Annotated in this window: 16 protein-coding genes; 10 read left to right on the top strand and 6 right to left on the bottom strand. The window is 71.5% G+C overall.

Going from position 1 to position 17,766, the window contains the following annotated elements:
* The first annotated feature begins 94 nt into the window (after positions 1 to 94).
* The gene (locus tag ACFYNU_RS00725) at positions 95 to 424 is read left to right on the top strand and encodes a helix-turn-helix domain-containing protein (protein ID WP_356589943.1); all 330 of its coding nucleotides are present in this window, start codon (positions 95 to 97) and stop codon (positions 422 to 424) included.
* A 57-nt stretch (positions 425 to 481) separates the two neighbouring features.
* Here ACFYNU_RS00725 and alc read toward each other — a convergent pair whose 3' ends face one another.
* The 6 genes from alc to ACFYNU_RS00755 all read right to left on the bottom strand — a co-directional run bounded on the left by alc (position 482) and on the right by ACFYNU_RS00755 (position 6,350).
* Positions 482 to 1,726, bottom strand: coding sequence for an allantoicase (gene alc, locus ACFYNU_RS00730; protein ID WP_356589941.1), 1,245 nt, complete (start codon positions 1,724 to 1,726; stop codon positions 482 to 484).
* A 59-nt stretch (positions 1,727 to 1,785) separates the two neighbouring features.
* Positions 1,786 to 2,709: a LysR substrate-binding domain-containing protein gene (locus tag ACFYNU_RS00735; protein ID WP_356589939.1), complete on the bottom strand. Its 924-nt coding sequence runs from the start codon at positions 2,707 to 2,709 to the stop codon at positions 1,786 to 1,788.
* Between the two features lie 153 nt (positions 2,710 to 2,862).
* Positions 2,863 to 3,099 (bottom strand): hypothetical protein, encoded by a 237-nt coding sequence (locus ACFYNU_RS00740; protein ID WP_356589937.1) that lies wholly within the window; start codon positions 3,097 to 3,099, stop codon positions 2,863 to 2,865.
* Between the two features lie 58 nt (positions 3,100 to 3,157).
* Positions 3,158 to 5,287: a 4-alpha-glucanotransferase gene (gene malQ / locus ACFYNU_RS00745; protein ID WP_356589935.1), complete on the bottom strand. Its 2,130-nt coding sequence runs from the start codon at positions 5,285 to 5,287 to the stop codon at positions 3,158 to 3,160.
* Positions 5,288 to 5,545 carry a hypothetical protein gene (locus tag ACFYNU_RS00750; protein ID WP_356589933.1) on the bottom strand — a complete coding sequence of 86 codons (258 nt, stop codon included), beginning with the start codon at positions 5,543 to 5,545 and terminating at the stop codon, positions 5,288 to 5,290.
* 268 nt (positions 5,546 to 5,813) lie between these two features.
* The gene (locus ACFYNU_RS00755) at positions 5,814 to 6,350 is read right to left on the bottom strand and encodes an HNH endonuclease (RefSeq protein ID WP_356589931.1); all 537 of its coding nucleotides are present in this window, start codon (positions 6,348 to 6,350) and stop codon (positions 5,814 to 5,816) included.
* 289 nt (positions 6,351 to 6,639) lie between these two features.
* On the opposite strand from ACFYNU_RS00755, the gene ACFYNU_RS00760 reads away from it, so the two are divergent.
* The 9 genes from ACFYNU_RS00760 to ACFYNU_RS00800 all read left to right on the top strand — a co-directional run bounded on the left by ACFYNU_RS00760 (position 6,640) and on the right by ACFYNU_RS00800 (position 17,661).
* Positions 6,640 to 7,719 (top strand): mechanosensitive ion channel family protein, encoded by a 1,080-nt coding sequence (locus tag ACFYNU_RS00760; protein WP_356589929.1) that lies wholly within the window; start codon positions 6,640 to 6,642, stop codon positions 7,717 to 7,719.
* Between the two features lie 295 nt (positions 7,720 to 8,014).
* Positions 8,015 to 9,181, top strand: a complete 1,167-nt coding sequence (locus ACFYNU_RS00765; protein ID WP_356590033.1) for an ROK family transcriptional regulator — start codon at positions 8,015 to 8,017, stop codon at positions 9,179 to 9,181.
* A gap of 140 nt (positions 9,182 to 9,321) precedes the next feature.
* A complete protein-coding gene (locus ACFYNU_RS00770; protein ID WP_356589927.1) occupies positions 9,322 to 10,656 on the top strand; it encodes an ABC transporter substrate-binding protein in 1,335 nt (444 codons plus the stop codon).
* A 19-nt stretch (positions 10,657 to 10,675) separates the two neighbouring features.
* On the top strand, positions 10,676 to 11,617 hold the full coding sequence (locus tag ACFYNU_RS00775) for a sugar ABC transporter permease (RefSeq protein WP_356589925.1): 942 nt from the start codon (positions 10,676 to 10,678) through the stop codon (positions 11,615 to 11,617).
* Between the two features lie 2 nt (positions 11,618 to 11,619).
* A complete protein-coding gene (locus ACFYNU_RS00780; RefSeq protein ID WP_356589923.1) occupies positions 11,620 to 12,540 on the top strand; it encodes a carbohydrate ABC transporter permease in 921 nt (306 codons plus the stop codon).
* A 7-nt stretch (positions 12,541 to 12,547) separates the two neighbouring features.
* The gene (locus tag ACFYNU_RS00785) at positions 12,548 to 13,822 is read left to right on the top strand and encodes a 6-phospho-beta-glucosidase (RefSeq protein ID WP_356589921.1); all 1,275 of its coding nucleotides are present in this window, start codon (positions 12,548 to 12,550) and stop codon (positions 13,820 to 13,822) included.
* Positions 13,819 to 14,826: a BadF/BadG/BcrA/BcrD ATPase family protein gene (locus ACFYNU_RS00790; RefSeq protein WP_356589919.1), complete on the top strand. Its 1,008-nt coding sequence runs from the start codon at positions 13,819 to 13,821 to the stop codon at positions 14,824 to 14,826. The genes ACFYNU_RS00785 and ACFYNU_RS00790 overlap by 4 nt, the downstream gene beginning before the upstream one ends.
* A gap of 334 nt (positions 14,827 to 15,160) precedes the next feature.
* Positions 15,161 to 16,573, top strand: a complete 1,413-nt coding sequence (locus tag ACFYNU_RS00795; RefSeq protein WP_388764667.1) for a hypothetical protein — start codon at positions 15,161 to 15,163, stop codon at positions 16,571 to 16,573.
* A gap of 11 nt (positions 16,574 to 16,584) precedes the next feature.
* A complete protein-coding gene (locus ACFYNU_RS00800) occupies positions 16,585 to 17,661 on the top strand; it encodes a glutamate ABC transporter substrate-binding protein (protein ID WP_356589915.1) in 1,077 nt (358 codons plus the stop codon).
* Positions 17,662 to 17,766: the final 105 nt, after the last annotated feature.

The raw sequence follows: 17,766 nt of genomic DNA on the forward strand, positions 1-17,766 counted from the left end.
CGGCGGTTGCTCCATGCTGGGGTGGTCACATACATATGATCAAGTACCGACATTTCTGTCAGTACTGACATTCCTGTTCGTGAGGAGCACGCCGGTGGACGACCGGAAGTACACCTGTGGCCTGGACGCGGCCATCGCCGTGATGGGCGGCAAATGGAAAGGGCTGATCCTGTTCTCGCTCGATGAAGGGCCGCTGCGTTTCGGTGAGTTGAGACGGTCGGTGTCCGGTATCAGTGAGCGGATCCTGATCCTTCAGCTGCGGGAGATGGAGCTGAGCGGGCTGGTGCACCGGAAGGTCCATCAGCAGGTCCCGCCGAAGGTGGAGTACTCGCTGACCGGGTTCGGCCGGACGCTCAACACCGCGCTGGGGCCGCTCGGCGAGTGGGGCGAGGAGCACATGGAGCGCATCGAGGCGATCAACTGAGGCGGTCGGCCGAGGCGACCAACTGAGGCGGTCGGGCGAGGCGGTCGGCCGAGCCGATCAGCCGACAGGCCCCGGGTGTGGCGCGGTGCCCCTCTCGTGGCGCGCGCGCAACTCCGCCGCACCCGCCTCGGTCAGCGAGCCGTGCAGCCGCATCCGGGCCACGCCGCCGTCCGGGAAGGCGTCCAGGCGGACGTGTGTCACCACCGAGGGGGCGGGCAGGACGAATCGGTGCGCGGTGTCCGGCTGGAGGCGGGTGCGCGGAATCAGCTCCAGCCATTCCCCGCTCTCGCCGTCGCGGCCGTGCAGCGCGATCCAGCCGGCCGAGTTGCCTTTCAGATACGCCGTGTCGATCTCCACCGCGCGCACCACCGCCTGCGCGGCGAGCCGGAACCGTACCCAGTCGTTCGTACCGCGCACGCGCCTGCGCCGGTTCTCCCAGCCGTCGTCCATCTTGCGGGACGTGCCGGGCAGGATGATCTGCGTGGGCGAGGAGTAGAAGCGGTCGGAGGCGTCCTCGTGCACACCGCCGTTGAGCACCGACAACAGGTCGATCGTGCCGAGGAGTTCGAGCCACGCGGGGTCCGGCACGACCTCGCCGTGGACGCGCAGCCGGGCCACGCCGCCGTCGGGGTGCAGCCGCAGTCGCAGATGGGTTTGGCGGCGGCCGGAGGTGACGGTGAAGCCGTTGGCGGCGTGTCCGCGTACGGGGGTGGGCGCCACCAGTTCCTGCCACACCACGCCGGGAGCGAGCAGTTGTTCGGGGCTCGGCGCGCCGTCGAAGGAGGCCGCCTGCACGGAGATCCGCTGCGGGTAGTTCCCCCGGAAGTGCGCCGTGTCGACGACGATCCCGTGGATGACGCCGGGCGCGCCGAGGCGGACGATCGCCCAGTCGTGGTCGTCGGCGGCCGGGAACGGGTGACCGGCGTCCGCGCCCCGGCGGCGGCGGGTCTCCCAGCCGTCCATGATCTTGCCCTTGTGGCCGAAGCGCTCGGGGTCGAAGACGGCGCGTTCGGTCACGAGCAGATTCTCGCGCTGTGCGAAGAACTCGTCGTTGGCGGCCACGACACCGGCGCCGAGCCGCCGGTCGGCGAGGTCGACCAGTTCGGTGAAGGGGAAGTCACCGGCGCGGTAGTCGGCGTACGGGTCGCCACCGCCGTACGGCGCGGCGTCGTTGGCGTGCGGGTCGTCGTGGGCGTCGTTGGCGTGCGGGTCGTCGTGGGCGTCGTGGGCGTGCGGGTCGTCGTGGGCGTCGTAGGTGGTGTCGTGCGGGGTGCTCGCGTTCTGGTGCGTTTCCGGAGTCATGTCTCGACTGTCGCGCCCGCCCCCGCCCCCGGTCCATCGAATGTTTTCGACAGGTCCGTTCAGCCGAGCTGAACGGTTGTACGTGCCTGCGCCGCCTCCCGCAGCGCCGCCAGCACCCGCCCCACCACCGGACCGCCCTCCGCCCCGCGCCGTACCGCCGCCACCACATGGCGACGTGGCTGGTCAGCGCTGAGGATCCGGGTCACGACCCCGTCGCGGCGCTGTTCGGCAGCCGCCATCCTCGGTACGAGGGCGACGCCCATGCCCGCGTCGACCATCGCCAGGATCGCCGTCCAGCCGGCCGCGCTGTGGGCCTGTTCGGGCACGAAGCCGGCCGCCTCGCACGCGGCGAGCGTGATCTCGGACCAGGGGCCGCTGCCGCCGTAGATCCACGGCTCTTGGGCGAGGTCGGCCAGCCGCAGCCCCGGCGCGTCGGCGAACCGGTGCCCGGCGGGCAGCGCCACGTCGAGCGGGTCGACGAGCAGCGGGAGCCGGCTGAACCGCGGATCCCGGGCGGTCGGCGCGTGGGCGGCCAGCGACAGCGCCAGATCCACCGCGCCGGCGGACAGCAGCTCGTACGCGTGCGCCGCCTCCGCCTCCCTGACCCGCACCACCAGCCCCGGCGCCACCGCGCGCAGATGCCGCACGGCCGGAACGACCAGCGCGGGCACGGCCGTCGAGAACGCGCCGATCCGCACCTCACCCGTCTCACCGCGCAGATGGCCGGCCAACTCCGCGTCCGCGCGCTCCAGTTCGGCGAAGACCACCTCCGCGTGCCGCAGCACCAGATGCGCGGCGTCGGTCAGCCGTACCCGCCGGCCCTGTGCCGTCAGAAGCGGTACGCCGAGCTGCTTGGCCAGGTTGGTCAGCTGCTGGGACACGGCCGACGGGGTCATCAGCAGAGCCTCGGCGGTCGCGGTGACGGTGCCGCGCTCGCGCAGCGTCCTGAGGATGCGGAGCTTCTTGATGTCCCACTCGGTCATGCCGTCACCCTGTCACGCCGAGGGCCGCAGGGATCGAAAGGTCGGCATCGAAAGGTCGGCGCGGATTCGTTCGCCGGAACTGAACAGTCACCGGACACAAAGGCGCCGCACGGCACACCTGTGCCGTGCGGCGCCTTCAGAAGAGGGCGGGCGTCAGACCCGGTGCTCCTTCTTGGACTTGTCGAGGACCATCACCAGACCGGCGATCACCGCGAACAGCAGCAGCGGCGCCGCCACGTAGAGACCGAGGGTCTCCCCCACGGTCAGACCCGGTCCCGGGTCGTCGCCGTCGTCGCGGGCGGCGGCGAGCACGGGGGACGACATGAGCAGCATCATCAGCGTCGTTCCGGCCACGAGAGCACCGGCGCGCAGGGCGTTCTTCTTGTCCACGGTGCCAACGTAGCGAACGCGTGGGGCGTGCGCGCGCCCGGGGGTCCCGTACAAGGTGTCAATTCTCCACAGAGGGCCGCAAGACGCCCATCAGGGCGTGCAGTCGGGGCGAGGCGGCCAGCTCCTCCAGCGTCATCGGCCGGCCCTCGGCGTCGGCGACCGGCAGCCGCCAGTTCGGATACTGGTCCCAGGTGCCCGGCAGATTCTGCGGCCTGCGGTCACCCACCGCGTCCGGCAGCCAGACGCCGACCATGCGGGCGGGGGTGCGCAGCAGGAAGCGGTAGACCGCGCGGATCCGCTCCTCCTCGTCGGCCCCGTCGGCGGGCAGCAGGCCGAGCCCGGTGAGGGTGGTGAGCCAGTCGGCGACCTCGGCGGTCTCCTCGCGCCGCTCCTCCTCCAGGGGGCGCGCCAGCAGCCCCAGCCGGTGCCGCAGCTCCACGTGCTCGCCGGTGAGGCGCGCGGCGGTGGACGGCAGGTCGTGGGTGGTGGCGGTGGCGACGCAGTCCTCGCGCCAGCTCTCCGGGGCCAGCGGACGCCCGGTGCCCTGCCAGTCGCGCTCGAACCAGAGCACGGAGGTGCCGAGCACCCCGCGGCGGTGCAGTGCCTCCCGTACGCCGGGCTCGACCGTGCCGAGGTCTTCTCCTATGACGACGGCGCCCGCGCGGTGCGCCTCCAGGACGAGCACGGCGAGCATCGCCTCGGCGTCGTATCGCACATAGGTGCCCCGGGTGGGATCCGCGCCCGCGGGGACCCACCAGAGCCGGAACAGGCCCATCACATGGTCGATCCGCAGGGCGCCCGCGTGCCTCAGCAGGCCGCGGAGCAGTCCTCGGTACGGGGCGAAGCCGGAGGCGGCGAGGACGTCGGGGCGCCACGGCGGCAGCCCCCAGTCCTGGCCGTGGGCGTTGAAGGCGTCCGGCGGCGCGCCCACGGACATCCCGTCGGCGAACGCGTCGCGCTGCGCCCAGGCGTCGGCCCCGTCGGGGTGCACCCCGACCGCGAGGTCGTGGACGATGCCGACGGCCATGCCCGCGTCGTGGGCGGCGCGGCCCGCCGCCGCGAGTTGTTCGTCGGTGAGCCAGGCCAGCCAGCTGTGGAAGTCGACGCGGTCGATCAGCTCGTGCCGGGCCCGGCCGGTCTCGGCGGAGCGCGGGTCGCGCAGCCCCGGCGCCCAGGCGCGCCAGTTCGGGCCGTGCGTCTCGGCGAGGGCGCACCAGGTCGCGTGGTCCTCCAGGGCCTGGCCCTGCTCGGCCAGGAAGTGGTGGTAGGCGGCGCGGCGGCCGGGGCCGAGGGGGACCTCGCGCACGATCTCCAGGGCCTCGCGCTTGAGCTGCCACACGGCGTCGCGGTCGATCAGCGCGCCCTTGTCGAGGACGGCGGCGCGCAGCCCGGCGGCCCGCTCCAGGAGCCCTTCGAGCGCCGCCGCGCCCCGGCCGCCGACGTACGCGTACTCGGGAACGGCCTCGATCCGCAGATGGACGGGGTCGGGGAAGCGGCGCGAGGAGGGCCGGTACGGCGAGGGGTCGGTCGGGTCGCCGGGGACGGCGGCGTGCAGCGGGTTGATCTGCACGAATCCGGCGCCCAGCTCGCGGCCGGACCAGACGGCGAGTTCGGCGAGGTCGCCGAGGTCGCCCATGCCCCAGGAGCGGGTGGACAGCAGGGAGTAGAGCTGGACGAGGAAGCCGTGCGTACGCGGCGGCGGCTGCGGCACCTCGCGCGGCGCGACGACGAGCACGGCGCCCGCCGTACGGCCGTCGGGGGCGACGGCGGCCAGCCGGTGCACACCGAGGGGCAGTCCGGGCCAGGAGCGGCCTCCGGGGGCCGGTACGGGGTCCGTGTCGGGCGCGGGCCACTCGACGGTGTCACCGGACTCGGTCTCCACCCGCAGGAGCGTGCCGGGCGGCAGGTCGGCCAGCGCCGGTGGCAGGGCGGGCGGCAGGACGGCGGCGGAGGCGTCGGGGTCGGGCGTGGTCCACACGACCACGGTGGGCGGCAGCAGGCGGCTCGCGGCGGCGGCCTCGGCGCGGGTCAGCTCGGCCCGGACGGCCTCGTCCGTGGACGCGTCGACACCCAGCGCGGCGAGCACCGCAACGACCGTCTCGTCGGGGACCGGGACGGTGACGTCGGGGCCGGGCGAGTGGACGGTGGCGACACCGTGCAGCGCCGCGAGCGTGGCCAGGCGGCCCATTCAGACTCCTGAGAACTCCGTGCCACCGGCCGTACCGGGCGCGGTCGGCTCGCTGGTGAGGGGGGCGGCATCGGCGAGCGGGGGCTCGCTGGTGAGGGGTGCGGCGTCGGCGAGGGGCGGTTCGCTGGTGAGCGGGCCCGGGATGTCGCTGGTCAGCGGTCCGGGCAGGGTGACGGCGAGGGGTTCCTCACCGGCCGGGTCACCAGGAACCGGGCGTTTGGAGAGGGCGGAGAGGAGCAGCTGTGCGGATGCGGCCATGACGGCGCCTCCAAGGACGACTCGGACAACGGGACACAGCAGCCCTACCCAGTCGGCACGGTCGCAGACGTACGGGTCCGGTAAACGTGCCCCCGGTCACGCCGCGTCCCTTGGGCGGGAGTCGGCCCCCCTGCCTATCACAACGGGTGAAAAGGGGCGCGGCGGCCACGCGCGACGGCCACGCGGGGCGGTCCCCCGCCCCGGGCGGGCCGGCCGCTCGCCCCGGGTGCGGAGCCCACCGGCCCCGGGGACGACGAAGGCCCGGATCCTAGGCAGAGATGCCGTCGATCCGGGCCACCGCGTCCTCGGCGCCGAAGGGTTGCAGATACGGCATCCAGCGCGGATCCCGGTGTCCGGTCCCGATGATCCGCCAGGCGAGTCCCGACGGCGGCGCGGGCTGGTGGCGCAGTCTCCAGCCCAGCTCCCGCAGGTGCCGGTCGGCCTTGACGTGGTTGCAGCGGCGGCAGGCGGCCACCACGTTGTCCCACACGTGCTTCCCGCCCCGGCTGCGCGGGATGACGTGGTCGACGCTGGTGGCGACGCTGCCGCAGTACATGCAGCGTCCGCCGTCCCTGGCGAAGAGCGCGCGCCGGGTGAGCGGGACGGGCCCCCGGTAGGGGACGCGGACGAACCGCTTCAGCCGTACGACGCTGGGCGCGGGCAGGACCACGGTCTCGCTGTGCAGGAAGGCGCCGGATTCCTCGAGGCAGATGGCCTTGTTCTCCAGGACGAGGACGAGCGCGCGGCGGAGCGGTACGACGCCGAGCGGCTCGTACGACGCGTTGAGAACCAGGACATGTGGCACGGTGCCTCCAGTTACGCCGGCGGCGCGTGGCTCGCGCCGGGACGATCTGTCCCAGTCTCCCCTCATGCCTGGTCGGAACGCCACCACGTCTTGGTAACGGGCTCGGAGTGTTTTCGCCCACATCTCCCCCACGACCCCTGACCTGGTACGTCCCCGTCACCGCGCCTTCCTGGGACTTCTCGCCGCGCCGCCGGGTGAGGAGTGTCTCTCCCTCCCGCACGGCAGCCGCGGGCGCGCGATGCCCCGTTAGTGTGGTTGGTCCCGCCCGTGTTTCCAGGAGGTTCCCGCCGTGTCCCTGTCCGCCGCGCCGGCCCCGGACCCGTCGTCCGGGACCGCCACCTTCGACGAGGCCGCGGAACGAGCCAACGACGCCGCGGGCTGGGTCGAGGAGAATTGGTCCACCTGGCTGAGCGTCGGCCTGCGCATCCTGCTGATCGTGGTCATCGCGCTCGTCCTGCGCCATGTCCTGCGGCGCACCATCACCAAGCTGATAGAGCGGATGAACCGCAGCGCCACGGCGGTCGAGGGCACGGCCCTCGGCGGTCTGCTGGTCAACGCCGAACGGCGCAGGCAGCGCTCCGAGGCCATCGGATCGGTGCTCCGGTCGGTGACGTCGTTCACGATCCTGGGCACGGCCGCGCTGATGGCGCTGGGGGCGCTGAACATCAATCTCGCCCCGCTGCTGGCGTCGGCGGGTGTCGCCGGTGTGGCCCTGGGCTTCGGCGCGCGCAATCTGGTCACCGACTTCCTCTCCGGCGTCTTCATGATCCTGGAGGACCAGTACGGGGTGGGCGACACCATCGACGCGGGCGTCGCGTCCGGCGAGGTCATCGAGGTCGGGCTGCGGGTGACCAAGCTGCGCGGCGACGACGGCGAGATCTGGTACGTCCGCAACGGCGAGGTGAAGCGGATCGGCAACCTGAGCCAGGGCTGGGCCACGGCCGGTGTCGATGTGACGGTCCGGCCGACCGAGGATCTGGAGCGGGTCCGCGAGGTCATCACCGCGGTCGCCGAGAAGATGGCGAAGGAGGACCCCTGGGCCGAGCGGCTCTGGGGCCCGGTGGAGATCCTGGGCCTGGACTCCGTCCTGCTCGACTCGATGACGATCCGGGTGAGCGCGAAGACGATGCCGGGCAAGGCGCTGGGCGTGGAGCGCGAGTTGCGCTGGCGGATCAAGCAGGCGTTCGACGCCGCGGGCATCCAGATCGTCGGCGGGCTGCCGCTGGCGGGCACGGAGGCGGCCCCCGCCGACCCGGCGGCCGGGGTGGCGGCCCCGTCGGCCCTGGCGAGCCCCACGTCGCCGCAGTCCCTCGCGGCGTCGCCGATACCGCCGCAGCAGGTGCCGGCCAATCCCAATCTGACGAAGTAGGACCGCGCCTCCGAAGGAGGATGCCGCCGCCCGTGTCCGTCGCGGCGGGCGGCGCTCGAAAACCGGTCGCACACGCACCCCCGCAGGTAACGCTTTGGTTGCTGCGGGGGCTTGTGCGTTTTACGGGTATTGACTGCTCCCTGACGCCCGGCCTACTTTCCTCCCATCAAATAGGAAACTTTCCTAACAGTGTCGTCCGGACGACACCGGGGAGAGCAGTCGCCGAAGGGCAGGTGCACACGTCGTGAGCGATCCGTCCACGCCGTCCCCGGGCACACCACGCGTACTGCGCGCCATGAACGACCGCGCGGCGCTGGACCTGCTGCTGGCGCACGGCACCCTGTCGCGTACCCGGATCGGCAAACTGACCGGGCTCTCCAAGCCCACCGCGTCCCAGTTGCTGGCCCGTCTGGAGGCGGCAGGACTCGTCGTCGCCACCGGCACCACCGAGGGCCGGCCGGGCCCCAACGCCCAGCTGTACGCGGTCAACGCGGGCGCCGCCCACGCCGCCGGGCTCGATGTGAACCCGCAGCGCGTCCTCGCCGCCGTCGCGGACATCACCGGCGCCACCGTCGGCCGGTTCGAACTGCCCACCCCCGGGCGCCGGTCCGCCGACGGTGTCGTGACCCAGGTGACCGACGCGCTGGAGGGCGCCGTCAAGGCCGCCGGTCTGGCGCGCGGCGACGTGCACCGCGTCGTCATCGGCACGCCGGGCGCCTTCGACCCGTCCACGGGGCGGCTGCGGTACGCCTCGCACCTGCCCGGCTGGCACTCCCCCACGCTGCTGGACGAGCTGGCCGCCGCGCTGCCGATGCCCGTCGAGTACGAGAACGACGTAAATCTCGCGGCAGTCGCCGAACAGCGCCTGGGCGCGGCCCGCGGCCACGACGACTTCGTCCTGCTCTGGAACCAGGAAGGCCTCGGCGCCTCCCTCGTCATCGGCGGCCGGCTGCACCGGGGCTTCACCGGCGGCGCCGGCGAGGTCGGCTTCCTGCCGGTGCCGGGCACTCCCCTCGTACGCCAGGTGGTCAAGGCCAACAGCGGCGGCTTCCAGGAGCTGGCGGGCGCCCAGTGCGTACCGCGCCTCGCACGCGGCCTCGGCATCGAGACGCCGGAGCAGCCGTACGCGGACGTCGCCGCCGCCCTCCTGACGAAGGCCGCCGCCGGACACGAGGACGATCCGCGGCTGGCCGAGCTGCTGCGGCTGTTCGCGCAGCGCCTCGCCACCGGTCTCGCGTCCGTCACGGCGGTGCTCGACCCCGAGGTCATCGTCCTCGCGGGCGGCGTGACCACCGCCGGCGGCGAACCCCTGCGCGCGCTGGTCCAGGCGGAACTCGCCGAACTGGCCGCCTCCAGACCCCGGCTGCTCATCGGCGAGGTGCGGCGGGACCCCGTGTTGCGCGGCGCGCTGGAGAGCGCGCTGGCGACCACCCGCGACGAGGTCTTCGACACCTCCCGCTGAGCCGCCCCCGGCCGTACCGGCCACCCGGCCGCCCCGGTCCACCGCCCGGCCCTCCGGCCGCCGGACCGGCCCCCAAGCCCCCTCGACACCCCACACCACACCATCCCTTTCAGGACCCGACCGACACCGGGAGTTCCGTCATGCCCAGAAACCGCCGTCTGACCGCTTCCGCCGTCGCGGTCGCCGCCCTGTCCGTCCTCACCGCCGCCTGTACGGGGCAGTCCGGGAACGCCGCGTCGGACGACCCGAACGCCAAGACCACGATCACCTTCTGGCACGGCTGGAGCGCGCCCTCCGAGGTCAAGGCGATCAAGGAGAACATCGACCGGTTCGAGGACGCCCACCCGAACATCAAGGTCGATGTCGTCGGCAACATCAACGACGACAAGCTCAACCAGGCGCTGCGCGCGGGCGGTTCGAAGGGCCCGGACGTCGTGTCGTCCTTCACCACCTCCAACGTCGGCAAGTTCTGCTCGTCCGGCGCCTTCGCCGATCTCGGCCCCTTCATCAAGAAGGACAAGATCGACCTGGCGAAGACGTTCCCGAAGGTGCTGCTCCAGTACACCCAGTTCGAGGGCGACCGCTGCGCGCTGCCGCTGCTCAGCGACGCGTACGGGCTGTACTACAACAAGGACGCCTTCAAGGAGGCGGGCATCACGGCCCCGCCGAGGACGATGTCGGAGCTGGCCACCGTCGCCAAGAAGCTGACCAAGCCCAAGGGCGACAGCTACGAGCAGGTCGGCATGATGCCGACGTACCACGGCTACGAGACGGTCGTCGACCACTACATGTCGAGCTGGGACCACGCGTACTTCGACAAGGACGGCAAGTCCAACGTCGCCAAGGACCCGGCGTTCGCGGAGATGTTCACGTACCAGAAGAAGCTCGTCGAGGACCTCGGCGGCTTCGAGAAGCTGGAGAAGTACCGCAGCACCTTCGGTGACGAGTGGGGCGCCAAGCACCCCTTCCACACCGGTCAGGTGGCGATGCAGCTGGACGGCGAGTGGCGGCTCGGCATGGCCGAGGACGCGGGCGCCGACTTCGAGATAGGCGTGGCGCCGATGCCCGTCGCGGACGACGAGGCGGACAGCTACGGCAAGGGCTTCCTGTCCGGCACGATCATGGGCATCGCGCCGCAGAGCAAGAAGCAGAACGCCGCGTGGGAGCTGGTGAAGTACATGACCACCGACACGGAGGCGGTCGTGCAGTTCGCCAACGGCATCCGCAACGTGCCCTCCACGCTCCCCGCCCTCAAGTCGCCGGACCTGGACTTCGACCCGCGCTTCAAGACGTTCCTCGACATCGCCCAGCACCCGAAGTCCAGCACCCCCGACGGCGCGATCAACGGCGCGACGTACCAGCAGACGCTCCAGGACTTCGGCTTCCAGTACGAGAAGGGCGCCGTGAAGGACCTCCAGGAGGGCCTGGAGAAGACGGCGAAGCAGATCGACCGCGACATCGAGCAGGCCAAGTAGCAGGCCGGGAAGCCGACTGATGGCAAGCAACACGCTGCGTTCGAAGCGGCGCAGGAGCGCGCTGCGGACGCTGGCGTTCCTCTCCCCCTGGTTGATCGGGTTCACGGTCTTCTTCGCGTATCCGCTCGTGTCGACCGTGTACTTCTCCTTCATGAAGTACGACGGTTTCAACTCCCCCGTCTGGAACGGACTCGGGAACTGGAGCTATGTCTTCAGCGACTACCCGATGTTCTGGCCGTCGCTGCGCAACACGCTGTGGCTGGTCGTGGTGATGGTCTCGTGCCGGGTCCTGTTCGGTCTCGGCGTCGGCATGCTGATCACCAAGATCAAGACGGGCACAGGGGTCTTCCGGACCCTGTTCTATCTGCCGTACCTGGCGCCGCCCGTCGCCGCCACGCTGGCCTTCGTGTTCCTCCTCAACCCCGGTACGGGGCCGGTCAACACGATCCTCGGCGATCTCGGGCTGCCCACCCCGGGCTGGTTCAACGACGCCTCCTGGTCCAAGCCGGCGCTCACGACGCTGGCCGTCTGGGGCATCGGGGACCTGATGGTGATCTTCATGGCCGCGCTGCTCGACGTACCGAAGGAGCAGTACGAGGCGGCCGAGCTGGACGGCACGTCCGCGTGGCAGCGCTTCCGCTTCGTGACACTGCCGAACATCTCGCCGATCGTGCTGTTCGCCGTGGTCACGGGCGTGATCCAGGCGATGCAGTACTACACACAGCCCCTGGTGGCGGGCAAGGTCGCCTCCGGTGTCATCGGCGGCTCCGGCCAGATGTTCGAGCCCGGCTATCCGGACAAGTCGACGCTGACCCTGCCGCAGCTCGTCTACAACCTCGGCTTCCAGCGCTTCGACTACGGCGCCGCCTGCGTCGTCGCGCTCGTCCTGTTCGCCCTGGCCATGGTCTTCACCGCGCTCCTGATGCGGCGTCGCGGCGGATTGATCGGAACGGGTGACTGACCATGTCCCAGCAACTCACGTCCCAGCAGCTCACCGACGCGCCCGGCCGGCCCCTGAAGCAGCCGGACGGCGCGACCCCGGCGGCGCGTACCGCGCGCCGCAAGGCGGTGCTGCACTGGATCGCCGTGCACGCCCTCGGTGTCGCGGCGGCGCTGTTCTTCGTGCTGCCGTTCGTCTTCCTCTTCCTCACCTCGGTGATGAGCGACCAGCAGGCGCTCACCCGCGATCTCACCCCGAACAGCTGGGAGTGGGGCAACTACGCCAAGGTCTTCGACACACCGGGCTTTCTGACCTGGTGGAAGAACACCCTGCTGTACGCGGGGCTGGGGACGCTCCTGTCGGTGGTCTCCTCGATCCCCGTGGCGTACGCGCTGGCGAAGTTCCGCTTCCGCGGGCGGCAGTTGTCGCTGATGCTCGTCATCTCGATGATGATGCTGCCGCCCCAGGTGATCATCATCCCGATGTATCTCTTCTGGGCGAAGCAGTTCGACCTGTCGGGCACGCTGTGGCCGCTGATCATCCCGATGGCGTTCGGCGACGCGTTCTCCATCTTCCTGCTGCGGCAGTTCCTGCTCACCATCCCCAACGAGTACCTGGACGCGGCCCGCGTGGACGGCTGCGGCGAGTTCCGTACGCTGCTCAGGGTCGTCCTGCCGATGGCGAAGCCGGGCATCGCCGCGGTGGCGCTGTTCCAGTTCTTCTACGCGTGGAACGACTACTTCGGCCCACAGATCTACGCGTCGGAGAACCCGGCCGCCTGGACGCTCAGTTACGGGCTGGAGTCCTTCAAGGGCGCGCACCACACCGACTGGAACCTGACCATGGCCGCGACCGTTCTGGTCATGGCCCCTGTGATCCTCGTCTTCTTCTTCGCACAGAAGGCGTTTGTCGAGGGCGTCACACTGACCGGAGTGAAGGGCTAGAAGAACAATGAAGCTCGCAGTAGTGGGTGGCGGGTCCACCTATACACCTGAGTTGATCGACGGCTTCGCCCGGTTGAGGGACACGCTCCCCATCAGTGAGCTGGTGCTCGTCGACCCGGCGGCCGACCGTCTCGACCTGGTGGGCGGTCTCGCGCGGCGGATCTTCGCCAAGCAGGGACACCCCGGAAAGATCGTCACGACGTCCGACCTGGACGCGGGCGTGGCCGGCGCCGACGCCGTCCTGCTCCAACTGCGCGTCGGCGGCCAGGCCGCGCGGCAGCAGGACGAGACATGGCCGCTGGAGTGCGGCTGTGTCGGCCAGGAGACGACGGGCGCGGGCGGTCTCGCCAAGGCGCTGCGTACGGTGCCGGTCGTGCTGGACATCGCCGAGCGGGTACGGCGCGCCAACCCGGACGCGTGGATCATCGACTTCACCAATCCGGTCGGGATCGTGACGCGCGCCCTGCTCCAGGCCGGGCACAAGGCGATCGGGCTGTGCAACGTCGCGATCGGCTTCCAGCGCAAGTTCGCGAAGCTGCTGGACGTCGCCCCCTCGCAGGTCCATCTGGAGCACATCGGGCTGAACCATCTGACCTGGGAGCGGAGCGTACGGCTCGGCGGCCCGGACGGCGAGGACGTGCTGCCGAAGCTGATCGCCGAGCACGGCGACGCCATCGCCGCCGATCTGCGGCTGCCGCGCCGGGTGCTCGACACCCTCGGCGTGGTGCCCTCCTACTACCTGCGCTACTTCTACGCGCACGACGAGGTCGTCCGGGAGCTGGGCACCAAGCCGTCGCGGGCCGCCGAAGTGGCCGAGATGGAGGCGCAGTTGCTCGCGATGTACGGGGATCCGGCGCTGGACGAGAAGCCGGAGCTGCTGGCCAAGCGCGGCGGCGCCTTCTACAGCGAGGCCGCGGTCGATCTCGCCGCCTCGCTGCTGGGTGACACGGGCAGCGGCGGCAGCCCGGTCCAGGTCGTCAACACGTACAACAACGGCACGCTGCCGTTCCTCGCCGACGACGCGGTGATCGAGGTGCAGGCCGGGGTCGACGCCTCGGGGGCGACGCCGCTGGCCGTACCGGCGGTGGACCCGCTCTACGCCGGACTGATCGCGAATGTCACCGCGTACGAGGACCTGGCGCTCCAGGCCGCGCTGCACGGCGGGCGCGACCGGGTCTACAAGGCGCTGCTGTCCCACCCGTTGATCGGTCAGTACGAGTACGCCGAGGGCCTTACCGACCGACTGATCGCGCACAACCGGGAGCACCTCGCGTGGGCATGAGCCGGACCGAGCCGGCGGCGGGGCGCGGCAGCGTCCTGGCCGTCGACGCCGGGAACAGCAAGACCGATGTGACCGTGATCGGTGCCGACGGATATGTGCTCGGCGCGGCGCGCGGCGGCGGCTTCCAGCCGCCCGTCGTGGGGGTGGAGCCGGCGATCGACCGGCTGGCCGCGATCGTCGCCGACGCGGCAGCCGCCGCCGGCCTGCGTACGGAAGGGATCGTCGGGCATGTCTCCGCGTGTCTGGCCAACGCCGATCTCCCGGTGGAGGAGCGGGAGTTGGCGGCGGCGGTGCAGCGGCGCGGCTGGGGCCGCACGACCGAGGTGCGCAACGACACGTTCGCGATACTGCGTGCCGGGCTGCCGGGCGGCGCCGAGCCGCGCGGGGTGGCCGTCGTGTGCGGCGCGGGCATCAACTGCGTGGGCATGCTGCCCGACGGGCGTACGGCGCGCTTCCCCGCCATCGGCCGGATCTCCGGCGACTGGGGCGGCGGCTCCGGGCTCGCCGAGGAGGCGCTGTGGTTCGCGGCGCGCGCCGAGGACGGGCGGGGCGAGCCGACGGAGCTGATGCGCACGGTGCCGGGGCACTTCGGCCTCGGTTCGGTGTACGCGCTGATCGAGGCGCTGCACCTGGGGCACATCCCGTTCGCGCGCAGGCATGAGCTGACGCCGGTCCTCTTCGCGACCAGCGCGGCGGGCGACGCGGTGGCCTCGTCGGTGGTCGACCGGCTCGCCACCGAGGTGGTGGCGCTGGCGGGGGTGGCGCTGGAGCGGCTGGGCCTGCTGGACGAGGAGGTGCCGGTGCTGCTGGGCGGCAGTGTGCTGGCGGCCCGGCATCCGCGACTGGACGACGGGATCCGGGAGTTGCTGGCGGCCCGCGCGCCGAAGGCCGTGGTGGGCGTGGTGACGGCGGCGCCGGTGCTGGGCGCCGGACTGCTGGGGCTGGACCACACCGGCGCGGCGGCGCAGGCGCACGCGAGACTGCGGGCGCACTACGACGGCTGACGGCGGGCGGCCGGCGATCAGCGGCCGGCGGCCGGCGCGGGCGCGGGCGCCCAACGCCGGGCGTGCACCGGGCGCGTACGGCTTCGAGACCCGTGATCGGACCCTTCCGAGTGGGAACCGATCACGGGTCCGTGACGTATTCAATGGGGGAGCACGGTGGGGGGATCGTGCTCCGTCGTCCGGCTCCGGCGGTACGGGGCCGGTCTCCGGCAGCACAAGATCACGTCAAGGCTTGTGTGGATGTCGGTCCCTGCGGCCATACTGCTGGCCGGGACTTGTCCCTCCGTCCGCCGAGGGGCGCGACGCCGTCGTCAGTGACCGAGGGGGAGGTCAAGTGACATACCCGCCGAATGTGCGCACAGCGCCCGTTCCGGCGCCGACGCACGCGCCCGCGCCGTCCGCTCCACCGCCCACGCCGCCACCGGCGCCGCGCGGTGCGTGGGCCGAGGGCAGGGACCGCGTGCGCGCAGCGGCGACGACCGAGCCCGGCCGGCTCCAGATCATCGGGGCGCTCCTGGCCCTGCTGGTCGTGGTGTTCGGGGCGGTGACGGCCTTCGAGGTCTCCGACCGGTACTCGGCCGCGGACGACGTCGTCGAGCGCAGCCAGCCGCTGAGCGCGGTCGCGGCGAAGATCTACGGCTCGCTGGCCTCCGCCGACACGGCCGCCTCCAGCGGCTTCCTGGCGGGCGCGCAGGAGCCGGCGTCGGTGCAGAAGGTCTACCGGGACGACATCACGAGGGCGTCCGAGCTGCTGATCGAGGCCGCGACGAGCACGGACAGCTCCAGCGACTCCGGCCGCCAGATCGCCACCATCAACGAGAAACTGCCGCGCTACACCGGCCTGGTCGAGCGCGCGCGGGCCAACAACCGGCAGGGGCTGCCGCTGGGCGGCGCCTATCTGCGCTACGCCAACCAGCTGATGACGCAGGAGATCCTGCCGGCGGCCGAGAAGCTGTACGCGTCGGAGACGGCCCGGCTCGACCGGGACCACGAGGACGCCCGGGTGTGGCCGTTCCTGGCCCTCGCCGCCGGTGTCGTCGCGCTGGCTGTCCTCGCGTGGGCGCAGCGCCGCAACTACCGGCGGACGAACAGGGTGTTCAACCACGGTCTGCTGGCGGCGACGGCCGCCGCCACCGTGGTACTGCTGTGGCTGGCGGTGGGTCACACGGTGGCGCGCGTCGAGCTGAACAACGCGAACAAGACCGGGCAGGCGTCGCTGAAGGTCCTCAACGACGCCCGGATCAGCTCGCTGAAGGCCCGCGCGAGCGAGAATCTGACCCTGGTCGCGCGGGGCGCCGTCCTCACGGAGAAGAAGGGCGACGAGCCCCAGCGGGACCAGTACGAGGTGGACTACCAGTCCTACATGTCGGCCCTCGGCGCCGCGCTGGCGAAGGCGGAGAAGCTCGCCGACGACACGACGGGGCGCCTGCCGGTCGAGAGCGCGCGCACGGCCACCACCGAGTGGCAGTACCGGCACAAGTCGGCGACCGCCACGGACAAGGCCGGCAACTACGACGACGCGGTGGACAAGGTCATCGGCGGCAACGCCTCCACGGGCCAGTCGTTCGACATCGTCGACGACGAGCTGGCGAAGGCGATCACGCACGAGCAGCGGGAGTTCACGGACTCGGCGGAGTCGGGCCGCGGCGCCCTGTTCGGCCTGACGATCGGGGCCCTCGTGCTCGGCCTGCTCGGCGCGGTCGGCGCCGTCCTGGGTATCAACCGCAGGCTTTCGGAGTACCGGTGACAGGGGGAGGAATGAGAGCCGACGCCATGGACACGCCCGAGTCGCGCGAGCCGTACGGTTCGCCGGAGACCGCCGGCCGGCCGGTCCGCCGCCGTACTACGGGAGTCACGGTCGCCGCCGTCGTCGCGCTGGCCGCGACACTCACCCTGCTGCCCCTGTCCCGCGACGACCGGGCCGACGACCGGGAGGCGCGGAAGATCGCCGCCGAGGCCGCGCCCGCCGCCGCCGAGGCCGCCGACTGCGAGGAGCCGGAGCGCAGTCTGCGCCCCTCGTCGGCCGACGGACCGACCATCGAGAAGATCAAGGCGCGCGGTCATCTGATCGTCGGCATCGACCAGAGCAGCTTCCGCTGGGGTTACCGCGATCCCGCCACCAAGACCATCGAGGGCTTCGACATCGACCTCGCGCGGGCGATCGCCGAGGACATCCTCGGCTCCCCCAAGGACATCGTCTTCCGCGCCATTCCCACCAACCAGCGGGTCGACGCCCTGAACACCGACACGGACAGCGGGGTCGACCTGGTCGTACGGACCATGACGATCAACTGCGCGCGCAGCGAGCAGGTCGCCTTCTCCACCGCCTACTTCGAGGCCGGCCAGCAGATCCTCGCGCCCAAAGGCTCGGACATCACGGGATACGACAAGTCCCTCTCCGGCAAACGTGTCTGCTCGGCGGACAGCACGACCGCCTACGACGAGCTGATGAAGAACTCGTTCGGCTCGGTCTTCCAGGACGAGCACGACGGGACGCCTCGGGACAAGGACATCCTGACGGTGCCGAACCAACTGGACTGTCTGGTACGGCTCCAGATGGGCGAGGTCGACGCGATCGTCACGGACAACGCGCTGGCGGCCGGACAGGCCGCCCAGGACCCGTCGGTGGAGTTGGTGGGCGAGCCGTTCACCAAGGAGTACTACGGCGTCGCGGCCAAGCTCGGCAACGACGACCTGGTCCGCCGGGTCAACCAGGTGCTCGTGGAGTACCGCGCGGGCGGCGCCGACAGTCCGTGGATGCGGTCGTACGACCGGTGGCTGAAGGCCGGGCTGCCCGGCATAACGGGGCCGCCGGAGGCGAAGTACAAGGACTGAGGAACGGGTAGCGAGAAGCGAGGGATTCGACAGCCAGGACCGAGGACCGCGCACCGGCACCGAGAGCGGCGCCGGAGGCGGTCGGGCAGAAGCGGAGAGGTGATC

It is taken from the genome of Streptomyces sp. NPDC006643 (genome assembly GCF_042870175.1).
In the GTDB taxonomy this organism is placed as follows: domain Bacteria; phylum Actinomycetota; class Actinomycetes; order Streptomycetales; family Streptomycetaceae; genus Streptomyces.